This window comes from Bacteroidia bacterium (assembly GCA_027493955.1).
In the GTDB taxonomy this organism is placed as follows: domain Bacteria; phylum Bacteroidota; class Ignavibacteria; order SZUA-365; family SZUA-365; genus JAOSJT01.
The window spans coordinates 3042013-3057160 of the sequence record JAOSJT010000001.1; the positions used below are offsets into that span (position 1 = coordinate 3042013).

16 protein-coding genes are annotated in these 15148 nt (G+C 57.3%); 7 read left to right on the forward strand and 9 right to left on the reverse strand.

Features of this window, described 5'->3' with window-relative positions:
• The first annotated feature begins 67 nt into the window (after window positions 1–67).
• From nikR to M5R41_11610, 7 genes are all read left to right on the forward strand, one after another.
• Window positions 68–493, forward strand: coding sequence for a nickel-responsive transcriptional regulator NikR (gene nikR, locus M5R41_11580; GenBank protein MCZ7557029.1), 426 nt, complete (start codon window positions 68–70; stop codon window positions 491–493).
• Complete coding sequence (locus M5R41_11585; GenBank protein ID MCZ7557030.1) at window positions 483–1208, forward strand: energy-coupling factor transporter transmembrane protein EcfT; 726 nt, start codon at window positions 483–485, stop codon at window positions 1206–1208. Before nikR ends, M5R41_11585 begins: the two co-directional genes overlap by 11 nt.
• Window positions 1205–1969 (forward strand): energy-coupling factor ABC transporter ATP-binding protein, encoded by a 765-nt coding sequence (locus tag M5R41_11590; protein MCZ7557031.1) that lies wholly within the window; start codon window positions 1205–1207, stop codon window positions 1967–1969. The genes M5R41_11585 and M5R41_11590 overlap by 4 nt, the downstream gene beginning before the upstream one ends.
• Before the next feature lie 106 nt (window positions 1970–2075).
• Window positions 2076–3911, forward strand: a complete 1836-nt coding sequence (locus M5R41_11595) for a TonB-dependent receptor (protein MCZ7557032.1) — start codon at window positions 2076–2078, stop codon at window positions 3909–3911.
• 5 nt (window positions 3912–3916) lie between these two features.
• Complete coding sequence (locus M5R41_11600; protein MCZ7557033.1) at window positions 3917–4465, forward strand: ECF transporter S component; 549 nt, start codon at window positions 3917–3919, stop codon at window positions 4463–4465.
• Between the two features lies 1 nt (window position 4466).
• On the forward strand, window positions 4467–5072 hold the full coding sequence (locus M5R41_11605) for a class I SAM-dependent methyltransferase (GenBank protein ID MCZ7557034.1): 606 nt from the start codon (window positions 4467–4469) through the stop codon (window positions 5070–5072).
• Window positions 5073–5334: 262 nt separating this feature from the next.
• Window positions 5335–6033, forward strand: coding sequence for a porin family protein (locus M5R41_11610; protein MCZ7557035.1), 699 nt, complete (start codon window positions 5335–5337; stop codon window positions 6031–6033).
• 260 nt (window positions 6034–6293) lie between these two features.
• Here M5R41_11610 and M5R41_11615 read toward each other — a convergent pair whose 3' ends face one another.
• The 9 genes from M5R41_11615 to M5R41_11655 form a co-directional block, all read right to left on the reverse strand.
• Window positions 6294–7331, reverse strand: coding sequence for a 2-oxoacid:ferredoxin oxidoreductase subunit beta (locus tag M5R41_11615; protein ID MCZ7557036.1), 1038 nt, complete (start codon window positions 7329–7331; stop codon window positions 6294–6296).
• A gap of 10 nt (window positions 7332–7341) precedes the next feature.
• Window positions 7342–9216 carry a 2-oxoacid:acceptor oxidoreductase subunit alpha gene (locus M5R41_11620; protein ID MCZ7557037.1) on the reverse strand — a complete coding sequence of 625 codons (1875 nt, stop codon included), beginning with the start codon at window positions 9214–9216 and terminating at the stop codon, window positions 7342–7344.
• A gap of 106 nt (window positions 9217–9322) precedes the next feature.
• Window positions 9323–9778: a 50S ribosomal protein L9 gene (gene rplI, locus M5R41_11625; protein ID MCZ7557038.1), complete on the reverse strand. Its 456-nt coding sequence runs from the start codon at window positions 9776–9778 to the stop codon at window positions 9323–9325.
• Window positions 9779–9805: 27 nt separating this feature from the next.
• Window positions 9806–10309, reverse strand: a complete 504-nt coding sequence (locus tag M5R41_11630) for a single-stranded DNA-binding protein (protein MCZ7557039.1) — start codon at window positions 10307–10309, stop codon at window positions 9806–9808.
• Window positions 10310–10352: 43 nt separating this feature from the next.
• Window positions 10353–10766 carry a 30S ribosomal protein S6 gene (rpsF, locus tag M5R41_11635; GenBank protein MCZ7557040.1) on the reverse strand — a complete coding sequence of 138 codons (414 nt, stop codon included), beginning with the start codon at window positions 10764–10766 and terminating at the stop codon, window positions 10353–10355.
• 92 nt (window positions 10767–10858) lie between these two features.
• Window positions 10859–12865, reverse strand: a complete 2007-nt coding sequence (locus tag M5R41_11640) for a sodium-translocating pyrophosphatase (protein MCZ7557041.1) — start codon at window positions 12863–12865, stop codon at window positions 10859–10861.
• On the reverse strand, window positions 12862–13488 hold the full coding sequence (pth, locus tag M5R41_11645; GenBank protein MCZ7557042.1) for an aminoacyl-tRNA hydrolase: 627 nt from the start codon (window positions 13486–13488) through the stop codon (window positions 12862–12864). Before pth ends, M5R41_11640 begins: the two co-directional genes overlap by 4 nt.
• A gap of 17 nt (window positions 13489–13505) precedes the next feature.
• On the reverse strand, window positions 13506–14138 hold the full coding sequence (locus tag M5R41_11650; protein MCZ7557043.1) for a 50S ribosomal protein L25: 633 nt from the start codon (window positions 14136–14138) through the stop codon (window positions 13506–13508).
• 46 nt (window positions 14139–14184) lie between these two features.
• Window positions 14185–15126, reverse strand: coding sequence for a ribose-phosphate pyrophosphokinase (locus M5R41_11655; protein ID MCZ7557044.1), 942 nt, complete (start codon window positions 15124–15126; stop codon window positions 14185–14187).
• Window positions 15127–15148: the final 22 nt, after the last annotated feature.

Genomic DNA, 15148 nt, shown 5'->3' on the forward strand with positions numbered 1-15148 from the left:
TGACGAAAAAGACGCTGACCCTTCCACGTAGAAAAAATCAATACGCGTACGTAGATTACTGCAGAACATGAGCGAGCATCACATGAAACTCACACGCTTCGGCGTCTCACTTCCCGAGGATCTCATCAGTCGCTTCGACGCACTCATTCGGCGAAAGCAGTATCCCAACCGCTCCGAGGCCATTCGCGACCTGATTCGGCGCGAACTGGTGCAGGAAGACATCGCCAGCGATCGTATGGTGGCCGGCGTCCTGAGTCTCCTCTACGATCACCACAAAACCGCCATTTCCGAAACACTGAACGCGCTGCAGCACGATCACCACGATTCCATCATCTCCACCACTCATGTTCACCTGGATCATGACAACTGTCTGGAGGTGATACTGCTTCATGGACGCGCAAAAGACATCAAGCACTTCGCGGACAGCATCATCTCCATCAAGGGAGTGAAACACGGAGGCTTGCATCTCACCTCCACCGGTGATGAACACTGACGCAGGCTTACGGACAACGAGCGCCGCGGATGTCGATCCACGAGCGGCACTGTTGTTGTTGCTCTGCGTGTGCGCGGTGATCGTGGCTTCGCCGACGGACGCGCGTCTGGCCGCCATCGCCGCCGGCATAGTGCTTGTCGCCGGGCTTCAGCATTGTCTGCCGCAGCTCCTGCGCAGGCTGCTTTTGCTGTTGCCCATGAGCATCGGCCTGGGTGTCCACATGTTTTTCACGGCCGGTGACTCCGGAATGGCAATCGGCAGGGAGTCCCCTGACGCCCTCGCGATGTCCGTCGGCACGGTCTCCCGTCTCCTTCTCATTGCCGCGGCTTCGATGCTGTTCGGTCTCATTGTGCCGATACAGCGGCTTGCGACGGCGCTGCGCGTCCTGAAGGTTCCGGCCTCGGCGGTGTCCGTTCTATGGATGACAGAACGCTTGTTCCTGCTGTTGATCGCCGACGCCCGCCGTATGCTGGAAGCTGTGAGGGTACGATCCACATCGCTGTCGCTTCGCTTTCGTATCATGATACTTTCCCGCATCGCCGGCGCGTTTCTCGTCCGCGCTGTGTCGCGAAGCGACAGAATGGCGGATGCACTGCTCGCCCGTGGATTTGACGGAAACATTCCGGTCCTGCATCCGTTGCGCTGGCAGGTAACGGATACTCTTATCTGCTGTTCCGCCGCTGCGCTGCTGCTCATCATCTGGTTGCCGTCATGAGCGGGATTGCGTCAGAACAGTCCGCCGTCCAGTGTGCGGCTCTCGCATCCGGCTACACGAACAGCATCGCGGCGTTGCAGGAGGTTTCCTTTTCCATACGCTATGGTGAGCGCGTGGGTATCATCGGTCCCAATGGTGCGGGGAAGTCTACCCTGCTCCGTTGCCTGGTCGGTGTACAGCCTTTTTCCGGTACTCTGTTAATTGACGGATTCACGGTAGACAAACCGAACATGCGCGACGTACGTCTGCGCATGGGATTAGTGTTCCAAAATCCGGATGATCAGCTGTTTTCATCCACGGTGCGGGACGATGTCGCGTTTGGACCATTGGCCATGGGCATGCCGCCGGAATCAGTTGACAGGCGTGTAACGGAGGCACTGCGAAGCGTGGGACTCGAATATGCCGCTGATCGCAACCCGGTACAACTGAGTTTCGGCGAGCGACGTCTCGCGGCTATCGCCTCCGTCCTTTCCATGCGTCCACGTATTCTCGCAATGGACGAACCCAGCAGCAATCTCGATCCCCTGCATCGGCGTCGCCTCATCGATTGGTTGAACCTGCAGGAAGACCTTACGCTGCTGTTGGTATCCCATGACCTGGACATGGTGGCGGAGTGCTGCGACCGCGTGCTGCTCCTCAACACAACCATCATCGCGGATGCCGCAGCCCATACCATGCTGACGGACGCCACCCTACTCCATCGGCACGATCTGGAGCTACCTCTCGGGTTGCAACGGCTCTCCTTCCGCTCAGTTTCGTGAGGGGGTTGCTATTCTGAGCACGTATTTCAGATCATCCGCACTTGTTTCCTGAGAGTATGCGGTGTAGATTAGTAGCACGATTATTAAATACGTGTTACGCCTCCCTATGCACCCGATCAATCGTTCCTTCATCATCTCCCTCCTCATCACAGTGGTCTCTCCTTTGGCGCTGCTCGCGCAGGATGCGTCCGATGCCAGGCTGTATCAGCTTCGGGATTCCGTGCTTATCGTGGCGAGTCGCTACGCCTCGCCTCTGTCGCGCGAGGCGAATTCCATCGTTGTCATCGACGGGAAGGATATCACCCGTATAGCGGATCATTCCATTCTTGAAATGTTGAAATGGCAGGTTCCGTCAGCGTTTGTGCTTCAAACACGCGTCGGCGGGTATGGTGTCGGTACCGCCGGCACAGGTGCCGTGTACCTGCGCGGTATGGGAGGCAAACCCAACACCGGTATCGCCATGCTGGTGGACGGCCATCCTGATTTCATGGGAATCTTCGGTCACCCGCTTCCCGATGCATACGGTATGGAGGACGTCGAGCGAGTGGATGTGCTGCTCGGTCCTGCCTCCACTGTGTTCGGCAGCAATGCACTCGGCGGTGTCATAAACCTCGTGACGAGCGATGCATCGAGGAATCTCCTGCGCGTTTCGGCGGAAGGCGGCAGCTGGGGAACCTATAGTACCACGCTCGGTGCTTCGCGCGTATTCGGCGATCACGGCGTGCAGCTCACACTCGGACGCAACGGCACGGACGGACACATTGCGCAGACCAGCTTCACCGGCATGCGTGTGCAGGCCGGGTACGACTGGAAATTCTCCGACGCCTGGCGTCTCTCTTTCCGCGGCAGGCACGTCCCCTTCACCTTCGACGATCCGACGCGGAGCACCGATCCCGCAGGGCTCGGCACGTACGGGAACATCAAACGCAACATGGGACAGATCATCCTGCACAACAGAACCGGGGATGTGCAAGGTTCGACGCAAATCTATCTCAACAGCGGCCATCACGAATTCGCCGATGGTTTCGTATCCGACGATCAGGCGTACGGACTGTCCAGTTATCAGCAATGGCGTCTGGCAAGCAGTGTCAGCGTCGCCATGGGTACGGATCTGATCTCCTACGGCGGGAAGACGAATGTGGACAACAAGGAGTACTCGCTCCAGACTGCGGGCATCTATGCACTGGCGATGTACAGTCCGCTGGACATACTGCATCTCCGCGCAGGTATGCGCTACCAATATCACAGTCTCGAACTGAACTCGCTCGCACCCTCCGCTGGCGTCAGCGTTACTCCGATCGGCGGTCTGCGCGTATTCGCCAACGTTCAGAGCGGCTTCCGCCATCCGACGCCGCGCGAATTGTATCTCTTTCCCCCGGCCAACGCCAGTCTGCGCGAAGAAAAAACTCTCGGCTACGAAGCTGGCGCCGAGTACCTGCTTCCGGAGGGGTCCCTTCGAGTCGCGTGGTTCCGCACCGACGCCACGGACCTCATCGCGACAGTGGCCAATCCCTCGCCTCCGCCGCCGATGCGAAATCTCAACGTCCTCGACGTACAGATGAGCGGATTGGAAGTGAGCGCACAGTATCGCATCCTGCCCTATCTTCTGGGCCGCGTTTCATGGAGCGGCATCGAGCCGGGGGATTTCACCGCGTACAATCCGTCACAGCAGTTCAAGTACATGCTGACACTCCTTGCGGGCCCGATACACGGCAGCATTGCCGGCCAGTACGTGCATGAGCTGTTCGCGGGGAACAAGAACACCCTTCCGCTCGCGGACTATCACACGCTCGATGTCACACTTTCCTGGATAACGCCGTGGGGCGTCGAGCCCTATCTCAAGGGAAGAAACATTCTCGATCGCACCTACAACCTGCTGCCTGGGTACGCCGCGCCGGGAGTACATTTCCTTGCCGGTTTCCGGTACGCGTTCGAGGGATGAGACCGATGGAATCCACGACAGACGCCGCTGTGGAGCGCGTGCGCAGCATCCCGCTTGCGGCGATGTTCACCGCGCTCGGCGTCCTGCTGCCGCAAGTGTTTCACTGGTTCGGTCTGGGCTCGACGTTTTTACCCATGTTCCTTCCTGTGCTCTCCGCCGCGATGCTGCTGCCCCGCGGGCTTGCCTGCACCGTGGCTATTCTGACTCCGCTGGCGTCGTTCCTGCTCACCGGCATGCCGCCGCTTTCTCCACCCATCCTCCCTCTGATGCTACCCGAACTCGCGGTCTCGGCCTTCGTCGCCTCCACCATCCGGGTTCGGTACGGAAAAAACGTCGTCCTCGCTCTCGCCGCCGCGTTGCTGGTCGGTCGCGCATTGCTTTTCGTGATGGTTCATGCCGCGACGGGACTTGCCGGAGTACAACATCCGTTATTCGGTCCCGCGATTGTCTTGTCGGGAGCGCCCGGTGTCATCCTGATGTTCGTGGTCATCCCGCCGGCTATCGCGCTCATTACATCTCGATTCCCGCGTCTGGACGCGGCACGGTTGCGGTGACATGCACGATATATCCGTAAAGAAACTGTTTTTTGACGAGACCGCACCGCGATGGGTACGAGACGCGGAGCAGCGCAGCGCGCACATTGCGCGCATTCTTGCCAAGCACGATCTTCCCCTTACCGCGCCGTTGCTCGATGTCGGTAGCGGTGCGGGCATACTGCTTCCCTTCATCCTCGCGAACAACGATGACTCCGCTCTCATAACGGAATTCGATATTTCGCGGGAGATGATGCAACACGCCCGCGCCTTGCATGGCGCACGTTCCGGTGTGCACTACATCCAGGGTGATGCCCATCACCTCCCTTTTCGCGACGCCTCGTACGAAACAGTGATGTGTTTCAGCGTGTATCCGCATTTTCAGAATCCCGTTGCAGCACTGACAGAAATCCGCCGCTGTCTCATACCCGGCGGCCGGCTGTGTATTTTCCATCTCATGGGACACAGGGAACTGAACGATATGCATCGCGCCGCGGGAAAAGCCGTTCAAGGCGACGTCATTCCTCCCGCCGACGCCTTGTCGCTTTTGTTGGCAAAAAACGATTTTACTCCGTATGTTGTCAGGGAACTGAGCGATCTCTATCTCATTATCGCGCGGCGGAGCTGACGTCGGTACAGACGTCCGTACAGTTGCACTTTCAGCAGACGCTCCGCACACGGCAGCTGGTGCCGCGGCGGTACGGTGGCCCATGGTATCACGCACAAGATACCGCCTCCTCCGCACCGGGCCTGAAATTTCCGGCGTACCGAACTTTTGGGTCTCGTTCATCTTCATCATTCGGAAGGACGCATATCAGAAACAAAACAGACTGGATTTTCGTAGCACGTTGTATTGTCTGTTCACTTCAATTCACATTAAGAGGGTTCCCATGAAACGCATTGCGACGCTTTTTCTCCTGACAATTTTCCTTGCCGGCTCTGCGAGCGCCCAGGAAAAGACCGGTTTCGCCGGCCGGCCCATTACCAACAATCTCTTTGCCCCGACCGGAAACACTCTGCATCAGGGTGAGTTCACCATCGGCATCGGTCCCGTCGAATATGGTATTACCGAGAATGTGCAGATCGGGACGAATCTTCTCCTCTTCATTCTGCAATACTATAATGCCGACCTGAAAGTATCTTTCATCAACACGGAAGAGCGCGCTTTCGCGGCTGGTGTCGGGGTGGGGTACTTCAATCTCAAGGTGTTCGGTGCCGATGCCGGCTTCACATCCTTCTCCCCCTACATCGCCTACAGCATGCCCGTCGGTCCCTCAACCCGCCTGCACCTCGGGGCGAATTACACGCATTTCGAAGCCGACGTCGATATTGATGACGCCGAGGAGCTGAATGCTTCCACCGAAGGAACGTCCGTGAATGCTGGAATCGAGCACAGCCTCTCCAACAAGACCAAGTTCGTCGGCGATCTGGGCTACGATATCGAATTTGAAGGTGTGCGACTGGGCGGCGGTGTTCTCTGGGGCTGGGACAGCTTCCGCCTCAAGCTCGGCTTGCAGTACTTCTCGCCGAAAGGTTATACCGGCTACGTGTTACCCTACATCGGCCTGTGGTGGCGTTTCGACGGATGATCACCATTCCGGTACATCGTGTCAGTTACAAGGCGCATCGAGATGCGCCTTTATTTTTGCACAAGAGTACCCGAGAGTGAAGCGGACGCGCTCCGACGGCTTGGTTCGAAGCCCATACAGAGAGAGCATCGTCACGGGGGCAGGCGTCATCAACGTCCGCTGATTTCCACGATACACGTGCTCCGGCAGACCCTCAGGCAGTAAAGGAAACGCCCCGCCGTAGAGGCGGGGCGTTGAAGGTCAATGGGTATGGCGTAGGATCAGTTCTCGGCAATTTCCCAGATCTGCCCTTCGTGCAGCAGTTCATCGAGCGTCTTGCTTTTCGCCTTGGCCTTTGCCGTCGCCATTTGTGCATCGAGTTCCGCTTCGTACACACTGCGCTCGATATCGAGCAGAACACCGAGAACGGAAGGGAAGCCGGGTTGCTCGCTCATTTCGGCAAGGATGAACGCGAGCTCTTTCGATTTTTCGTCATGGACGAGGAGGTCGTTCACACTATACTCCTTGAGGGAGACCACCGTCGGCATGAACCCATCGAGACGAATGCCCTTGTCGTCTTCCTTACCAAACAGCAACGGCTTACCGTGCTCGAGGAAGATCGTGTGATCGTCTTTGGTCTCCTTGTCGGTGTAAATCTCGTACGCGCCATCATTGAAAATGGGGCAATTCTGCATCACATCGATGTAGGATGTACCCTTGTGCTGATGCATGCGGATGAGCATATCCCGAAGATGCTTCGGATCGCGGTCCATCGAGCGTGCCACGAAGGTCCCCTCCGCACCCAGAGCCATCAGCGCGGGATTGAACGGATGGTCAATGACGCCCTGCGGACTGGATTTGCTCTTCTGTCCATGCGTTGACGTCGGCGAATATTGGCCCTTGGTCAGCGCATAGATGCGGTTGTTGAACATCATGATGTTGATGTCGATATTCCTGCGCAAGGCATGGATGAAGTGGTTGCCGCCGATGGAAAGGCAATCGCCGTCACCGGTGGAGACCCAGACGGACAGGTTCGGATGCGCGGCCTTGAGTCCGGAGGCAATCGCGACGGCGCGCCCGTGAATGCCGTGCAGCCCGTATGTGGCCATGTAGTACGGGAAGCGGCTGGAGCAACCGATTCCGGCGATGATGGCGATATCTTCTTTCGGCACGCCGACTTCCGGCAGCGCTTTCTGGAGTTGCGACAGGATGGAGTAGTCACCGCAACCGGGGCACCAGCGGACGTCCTGGTCGGAAACGAGGTCTTTCGGGGTAAACTTCGCCACCTGGGGTTCGAGGGTTGATTCATCTATACTCATAACATGCCTCTCATTTCAACGACGTGAGAATTTCATTCGCCCGGGCTTTGATTTCGCTCGGGGTGAAGGGCAGCCCCTGCACCTTGTTTATCGATTCCGTCTCGACGAGATACTTTGCGCGCAGCACAAAAGCCAACTGCCCGAGATTGAGTTCCGGTATCAGAATTTTCTTGTGGCGTTTGAGAAGTTCACCAAGATTTGTCGGGAAGGGATTGAGATACTTGATGTGAATATGGGCGACGGATTTTCCTTCCTTCACCATGTCTTCCACCGCGACACGAATGGAGCCGTAGGTTCCGCCCCAACCGACAATTGCGAGGTCGGCGTTCTCGGCACCGAACACGGTCTGTTCCGGGATATCATTGGCGATGCCCGCTACCTTGTTCGCGCGCATCTCCACCATGAACTGGTGGTTTGCCGGATCGTGGCTGACATTACCGGTGATATGCTGCTTCTCGAGTCCGCCGATACGATGCTCAAAACCGGCCATACCGGGTACGGCCCAGGGACGGGAGAGATGCTCGTCGCGCTGGTACGGTTTGTAGGTTTCCGGATCGGAGGCGAAGGGAACGGAAATATCCGGGAGATCCTCCGCCTTAGGCAGCAGCCAGGGTTCGCTGCCATTTGCGATGTACCCGTCCGTAAGCAGGATAACCGGCGTCATATACTTCAGCGCGATCCGTGCGGCTTCAAACACCATGTGAAAACAGTTCGCGGGTGTATTCGCGGCGATGACTGGTACAGGCGCTTCACCGTTCCGGCCATAGATGGCCTGGATCAGATCCGCCTGTTCCGTTTTTGTGGGCAAGCCCGTGCTCGGGCCGCCGCGCTGCACATTGATGATCACGAGGGGCAGTTCGACCATGAGAGCCAGACCGATGGCTTCCTGTTTCAGCGCCATACCGGGACCACTGGTACTGGTAAAGGCGAGCGAACCGCCATAGGCGGCGCCGATGGCCGTACAGATGCCGGCAATTTCGTCTTCCGCCTGGAAGGTCCGGAAATCGAAATGCTTCAGCGCCGAAAGCTCGTGGAGAATTTCACTGGCAGGAGTGATGGGGTAGCTCCCGAGAAAACCGGGCAGCTTCGCCTTGATGGATGCGGCTATGGCACCCAGCGCGGTCGCCTCGTTGCCGGTGAGATTGCGGTACGTCCCCGCGGGAAGATCCGCTGCGCGCACCGTGTAGCGTGTATTGAAAATCTGAGTGATTTCGCCGAAATTGTGTCCCGCCCGGAGAGCTTTTTCGTTTGCATTGGCGATTTCCGGCTTGTTGCCGAATTTCGTCTGTATCCACTCAAGCGTGGCGTCCATAGGACGATCATAGAGCCAATACAGGAGACCCAGCGCGAAGAAATTCTTCGAACGGGTGATCTCGCGAAGAGTCAGGCCACTGTCCTCCAGCGCATTCGCTGTGAGCGTGGTGATGGGTACGGTAAAGAGCTGATATCCTTTGAGCGAATCGTCCTCGAGGGGATTGCTCTCGTATTTTGCCAGTTTCAGATTTTTTGCATCGAAAGCATCAGCGTTGACGATGATATTCCCGCCTTCCCGCACATTCTTGAGATTGACCTTGAGTGCGGCAGGATTCATGGCGATCAACGTGTCGTACTTGTCTCCCGGCGTGTAGATATTCTTGCTTCCGAAGTGGAGCTGGAAACCGGACACACCGTACAGTGTGCCGGCCGGGGCCCGAATTTCGGCCGGGTAATCCGGGAAAGTACTCAGATCGTTACCGACCTGCGCCGTCGTCGTGGTAAATTGCGTACCGGTAAGCTGCATACCGTCGCCAGAGTCACCGGCAAAGCGGATGACGACATGTTCGACGTCGACAAAATCGACGGTCTTCGTCGATTTGCCATTCGCCGTTTCTACTGTGGTTGCCATAATTCTGCCTTCAAACCTTTGTCAATCAAGCAGTTCCGTGAAATATAGAATGTCCCCGTGACGGGGACAAGGTCATTCTCTGGTACGTCGGCTGGAGAAAGGCCCGTCAGTTTTCCTGGCGGACCACCCAGACCTTTACTTTTGCCACGACATCGGTATGCAATTTCACCTTGACCGTATAGATGCCGAGCACCTTGATGGGTTCGTCGATCTCGATCTTGCGACGGTCGATAGAGAAGCCCTTCTCGGCAAGTTTTTCCGCGACCATTTCCTTGGTCACCGTACCGAACAGCTTGTCTTCTTCACCGACCTGCATGGCGATGGTGATGGCGTTTTCGTGTTTCTCGAGCTCGGCGGCGATATCGGCGGCGGCTTTGAGTTCACGGTTCATTTTCACGCTGAGGCGCTTTTTCTCTTCCTCGAGCACGCTCAGGTTACCCTTGGTGGCCACGTACGCGAATCCGCGGGGGAGAAGAAAGTTACGTGCGTAGCCGTCCTTGACGGTGACGACTTCACCCATCTTCCCGATGGAATCGATATTCTGGCGCAAAATGACTTTCATGCTGTACTCCGAACAGGAAATTTGTTGCTAATCTTTTCGTGAATCCGCGATGTGATCCGCATCCACGTTGAAATACATGTCCTCGCTGCTTTCGAACAGCTCGAACAAGTGGTCTTCCTCACCGTCGGCAAAGAGATCGTGCTCGTCATAGGATTCGCCGAACTGTTCCATACCGTTAGCGCGGGAGAATTTATTGAGAAATTGAATTCTGCGTGCCTTGACTTCGAGAATGCTCCTGTAGCCGCCGTCGTCGGTTTTCCAGTTACGTGACTGCAGTTCGCCTTCGACCAGAACCGCGCTGCCTTTCCGCAAACGCAGGTGGCAGCTTTCCGCAAGCTTGTTCCAGGCGACGATGCCGATATAGCATACATCTTCCTGCCAGGCGTTGGAGCGATCCTTGTACCGCCGATTCGACGCTATGGAGAAATTGACGACCGGGGTGTTATTGGAGGTTGTCCGGTACACAGGATCCTTCGTCAGGTTGCCCACGATCAGCACGTAGTTGAGTTCCGGCATTTTCAGGTCTGCCATTACGCTTCCTCGTCGTTAGGAAATCTTCTCGGACCGATACGGATCAGGCGTTGACGCTGCTTTCCGCGGCGGGCGCGTCCGTTTCTTCGGGACGTGCAGCGGCGGCGGCTTCCGCGTCCTTCTGCTCCTGCAGGAAGGCGGCGCGGGCGCGCTTGGCGGCCAGCTCCCGGTGATCGAGGCTGATGGTCAGATAGCGCATCACATTTTCATCGAGGGTGAGGAAACGCTCGAGCTTTTCAATAATGCGGCCCTCGGCCTCGAATTCCAGCGAGACGTAATACCCGTTGTGCTTCTTGGCGATGGGATAGGCGAGGCGGCGGCGACCGATGTGTTCGGTGGAGACCATCTCTCCGCCATTTTTCGTGATCGTGTCTTCCACCATTTTGACGGTGCTTTCGATCTGCGCATCGTCCATGCCGGGATTGACAATGAACGTGCACTCATAAAATCGCTTCATACGAAACAGAGCCCTTTGGACTGGTGATGAAAAATCGGCCCGGCGGCGCTTCGTACGCCGCCGAACAGGGACTGCAAATTGTTGTGCTCTACTTACTTCGCCAAATATGCGATAAGCGGAGCAATCACTAAAGATACGATGGACATCAATTTTATCAAAATGTTCATCGAGGGACCGGAAGTGTCCTTGAACGGATCGCCCACGGTGTCACCCACCACGGTGGCTTTATGTACATCGGAATTCTTTCCACCGAGATTACCGAGTTCCACCCATTTTTTGGCATTATCCCAGGCACCGCCGGAGTTGGCCATGAAGAGCGCCATCAGCACACCGGAGAGCGTCGCTCCCGCGAGCATGCCGCCCAGCGCTTCCGGACCGAGAAGGAAACCGACGATCACCGGCGAGACGACGGCGACAATACCGGGAAGTATCATTTCGCGCAGCGCCGCTTTGGTGGAAATATCCACGCAGCGCGCAGTGTCGGGCTTGCCCGTGCCGTCCATCAACCCTTTGATCTCGCGGAACTGGCGGCGGACCTCCTCCACCATGCTGAACGCGGCTTTGCCTACCGAGGTCATGGTCATTGCCGCGATGGCGAATGGCAAAATTCCACCGAGCATGAGTCCAATCACCGTCGTGTGATCGAGAAGATTGATTATGAAACCGGTATTACCGCTCACAGCGATAATCGTGCTCGTGTACGCTGAATACAGTGCCAGCGCCGTGAGAGCCGCCGAACCGATGGCGAAGCCCTTTCCGATGGCCGCCGTGGTGTTGCCGAGCGAATCCAGCGTGTCCGTGATCTTGCGCACATCCTTGCCAAGCCTGGCCATTTCCGAAATGCCGCCGGCATTGTCCGCGATGGGTCCGTAGGCGTCTACCGACATCGTGATACCCACGGTCGCGAGCATACCGACCGCCGCGATGGCGATGCCGTACATTCCGGCCGTCTCGAAGGAAACGAAAATGGCAATCACGATGAGGAGCACCGCGCCGATAACGCTCTCCATTCCGACCGCGAGACCGGAGATGATGTTCGTGGCGACACCGGTGCGGCTGGCATTCGCGATCTTTCGTACCGGAGCTCCGCCGGTATAATATTCGGTGACAAACCCGATGAAGAGACCGGCCACAGCTCCCGCGAGTATCGGCCAGAAATAGTTCATGGGAATGCCCAGCGGACCCAGCGCCACGAAAGCGCCTATAAGGAAAAGGACGATCGCGATGATGGTGGAGTACCGCAGGGCTGCCGCGGGATTGGACGACGCGTACAGCTTCAGCGAAGCGATGCCAACGAGCGACGACACCAGGCCGATCATGGCAATGACCAGAGGAAGTGACATGTACGCGATTCCCATCGCGGTGGAAGCGGCGATGGCCAGCGCGGCAATAATGGATCCGACATAGGATTCGAAAATGTCGGCGCCCATGCCCGCAACGTCACCGACGTTGTCACCGACATTGTCTGCGATAACGGCGGGGTTGCGCGGATCATCCTCGGGAATGCCCGCTTCCACTTTGCCCACCAGATCGGCGCCGACATCGGCGGCCTTGGTATAGATACCGCCACCAACGCGCGCGAACAATGCTATGGAACTGGCACCCATGGCAAAGCCGCTCAACGTGCCGACGTCCTGCGGTGCATGGAAAAGTATAAAGAAAATCCCGACACCGATCAGACCCAGGCTCGCAACCGAAAGTCCCATAACCGAGCCGCCGAAAAACGAAATCATGAGTGCCTTTGCTTGCCCGGAGGTACGGGCCGCTTCGGAGGTGCGCACGTTGGCGAGTGTGGCGGCCTTCATGCCGATGAAACCCGCAACGACGGAGCACAAGGCACCGGCCACGAACGCGATGCCGGTGTTCAGACCCAGAAATGATGCCAGCAGAGCAAACACGATGACTACGAAGATCGCGAGAACTTTATACTCGCTACGAAGAAACGCCATGGCGCCGATCTGAATCTGATGGGCAATGTCTCTCATGGCGTCCGTGCCGTCAGGCTGCCGCTTTATAGCCGCGAAAATGATGAGCGCGATGAGCAAACCGACGGCTCCGAGCAGCGGCGGCAGCATTCCCAACGTACCGAGTTCATTCATATCGAATCCTGTTTATTTGGTTGAATGGTGTTATACACGTTCATGGCCCTGTTCCAGCCGTCGTCCATGATTGCAAGAACGGCGTCCGCCGCCGTCGCGGTCATGGCGTCCACACGCGGGAGTTCATCCGACTCGAACGGATGCAACACGAAATCCGCGAGATCCCCAGGCGCGGTGAACAATCCGATGCCGCAACGCAACCGCGCCACTGCATCACTTTCCGTCGTCGTGAGGATGGAGGATAGACCGTTGTGACCCCCGTCGCTGCCGCGCCGTCGCAGGCGAAGCACGCCCAGAGGAAGGCTCACATCGTCGTACACAACAAGAAGCTCGGAAAAATCAATCCCGAGCGTTCGATGTAAATTCAGGACAGCGTCGCCGCTGCGATTCATGAACGTCGTCGGTTTGCAGAGCAGCACGCTCCAGTCACCGCGGTTCGCTTCTGCCAACAGATACGTCGGGTGAACGGCAAACTTGCGAACGTGCAACACATCCGCAAGTTTGTCGACCACGTGAAATCCGACATTATGCCGCGTCCGCGCGTAGCGTTCTCCGGGATTGCCCAGCCCTACGACACACAGCCGGCGGCCGGGTTCGATGGGCTGCCCGGATCTGTCGCGCAAACGACGAAAGAAACTGATCAGCCCTCTTCTCCGGCTGACTTGCCGCGTGCAATCACCTCGGGTTCGGTGGAGGTTTCGGCTGCTTCGTCTGTTGCGGCTTCTGCGCGTGCATGACTCACAACGGCAACCACCTGTTCGGGATCGTTGAGAATCGTGCCTTTCGGAAGAGTTATCTGTCCGGCGGTGAGAGACTCGCTGCCATGGAGTCCCGACACGTCGACCGTGATATGCTCCGGAAGCTCACCCGGCAGACATTCGACATCGAGCTTGTGCAGAATGTGCTGCAACACGCCGCCGTCGCGCACGCCGACGGGAGTGCCCTCGAGCACAACCGGAACCTCGAATTTCATCTTCTCGCCCATAACCAGGCCGACGAGGTCAATATGCATTATTCTGTCCGTTACCGGATCGAACTGCACCTCACGAAGCACACATTTCTCCTTCGTACCGTCGCTCAGAACGAGATTGACGAGATGCGTTTCGGCGGTGTACACGAGCGGTCGAAGATCCAAAGCGACGACTTCGATGGGGATGTTCTTCTTGTTCTGGAAATAGAAGACGCCGGGAACGCGCCCGCTGCGGCGCGCCTGATTCGAGGCAGAGCGGCCCTTGTAATCGCGGATCGATGCCTTAAGTGTGATTTCTGCCACGAGAAACTCCTGATACCTGTATTGTGTCGTAAATGTATTGCAAAAACTATTTGTCCTTGTCCACGTCGAACAGTGAGCTGATAGACTGATGCAGATGCGTCCGCTTGATTGCCTCGGCAAACAACACGGCGACGGACTGCACATCAATCAGGCCTGTTTCTTCCATTTCCTTCCGCAGCGGAATGGTGTCCGTCACGGAAATACGGCTCACGCCGGAGGCGGAAATTTTCTGCGGTGCCAACCCGGAAAACACCGGATGCGTACAGGCCCCGTACACCGCCTGGGCGCCGTTGGCTATCAATGCCTTGACGGCATTCGCGAAGGTCCCACCCGTATCGATCATATCATCCACCAGCAGCACATTGCGTCCATCCACCTGTCCGATGATATTCATCACTTCCGCCTCGTTCGCACGCGGGCGCCGTTTATCAAGCACAACGAGATCCGCCTCCAGGCGCTTGGCAAATGCGCGGGCCATTTTGATGCCGCCCACATCCGGCGACACCACACTGAGATTCGGCAGGTCGAGATCACGGAAATGCTTGAGCAACACCGCGGACGAGTACAAATGGTCGAACGGTATGTCAAAGAACCCCTGAATCTGCGGGGCGTGCAAATCCATGGAGATCACACGGTCCGCACCCGCGCTGGTGATCAGGTTCGCGACAAGCTTGGCGGTGATAGCCACACGGGGCTGATCCTTCCTGTCCTGACGCGCATAACCGAAGTACGGAATCACGGCAGTGACCCGCCGGGCCGACGCCCGCTTCGCGGCATCGATCATGATCAGCAGTTCGAGCAGGTTCTCCGCGGGCGGATTGGTGCTCTGTATGATGAATACATCCCTGCCGCGGATGTTTTCGCGATATTTGACCCAGATTTCACCGTCACTGAAGGTCTGGATTTCGCATACACCGACCGGCTCGCCGAGCTGCGATGCTATCGCCTCCGCGAGAACGGTATTGGAGCGTCCGCTGAAAACCAACATGTTTGCGCCTCGTGTTCGGGGT

What these genes read in the sequence shown, in the direction of transcription:
- nikR (MCZ7557029.1), top strand. Translation starts at nt 68, where the DNA reads ATGAGCGAGCATCACATGAAACTCACACGCTTCGGCGTCTCACTTCCC.
- M5R41_11585 (MCZ7557030.1), top strand. Translation starts at nt 483, where the DNA reads ATGAACACTGACGCAGGCTTACGGACAACGAGCGCCGCGGATGTCGAT.
- M5R41_11590 (MCZ7557031.1), top strand. Translation starts at nt 1,205, where the DNA reads ATGAGCGGGATTGCGTCAGAACAGTCCGCCGTCCAGTGTGCGGCTCTC.
- M5R41_11595 (MCZ7557032.1), top strand. Translation starts at nt 2,076, where the DNA reads ATGCACCCGATCAATCGTTCCTTCATCATCTCCCTCCTCATCACAGTG.
- M5R41_11600 (MCZ7557033.1), top strand. Translation starts at nt 3,917, where the DNA reads ATGGAATCCACGACAGACGCCGCTGTGGAGCGCGTGCGCAGCATCCCG.
- M5R41_11605 (MCZ7557034.1), top strand. Translation starts at nt 4,467, where the DNA reads ATGCACGATATATCCGTAAAGAAACTGTTTTTTGACGAGACCGCACCG.
- M5R41_11610 (MCZ7557035.1), top strand. Translation starts at nt 5,335, where the DNA reads ATGAAACGCATTGCGACGCTTTTTCTCCTGACAATTTTCCTTGCCGGC.
- M5R41_11615 (MCZ7557036.1), bottom strand. Translation starts at nt 7,331, where the DNA reads ATGAGTATAGATGAATCAACCCTCGAACCCCAGGTGGCGAAGTTTACC.
- M5R41_11620 (MCZ7557037.1), bottom strand. Translation starts at nt 9,216, where the DNA reads ATGGCAACCACAGTAGAAACGGCGAATGGCAAATCGACGAAGACCGTC.
- rplI (MCZ7557038.1), bottom strand. Translation starts at nt 9,778, where the DNA reads ATGAAAGTCATTTTGCGCCAGAATATCGATTCCATCGGGAAGATGGGT.
- M5R41_11630 (MCZ7557039.1), bottom strand. Translation starts at nt 10,309, where the DNA reads ATGGCAGACCTGAAAATGCCGGAACTCAACTACGTGCTGATCGTGGGC.
- rpsF (MCZ7557040.1), bottom strand. Translation starts at nt 10,766, where the DNA reads ATGAAGCGATTTTATGAGTGCACGTTCATTGTCAATCCCGGCATGGAC.
- M5R41_11640 (MCZ7557041.1), bottom strand. Translation starts at nt 12,865, where the DNA reads ATGAATGAACTCGGTACGTTGGGAATGCTGCCGCCGCTGCTCGGAGCC.
- M5R41_11655 (MCZ7557044.1), bottom strand. Translation starts at nt 15,126, where the DNA reads ATGTTGGTTTTCAGCGGACGCTCCAATACCGTTCTCGCGGAGGCGATA.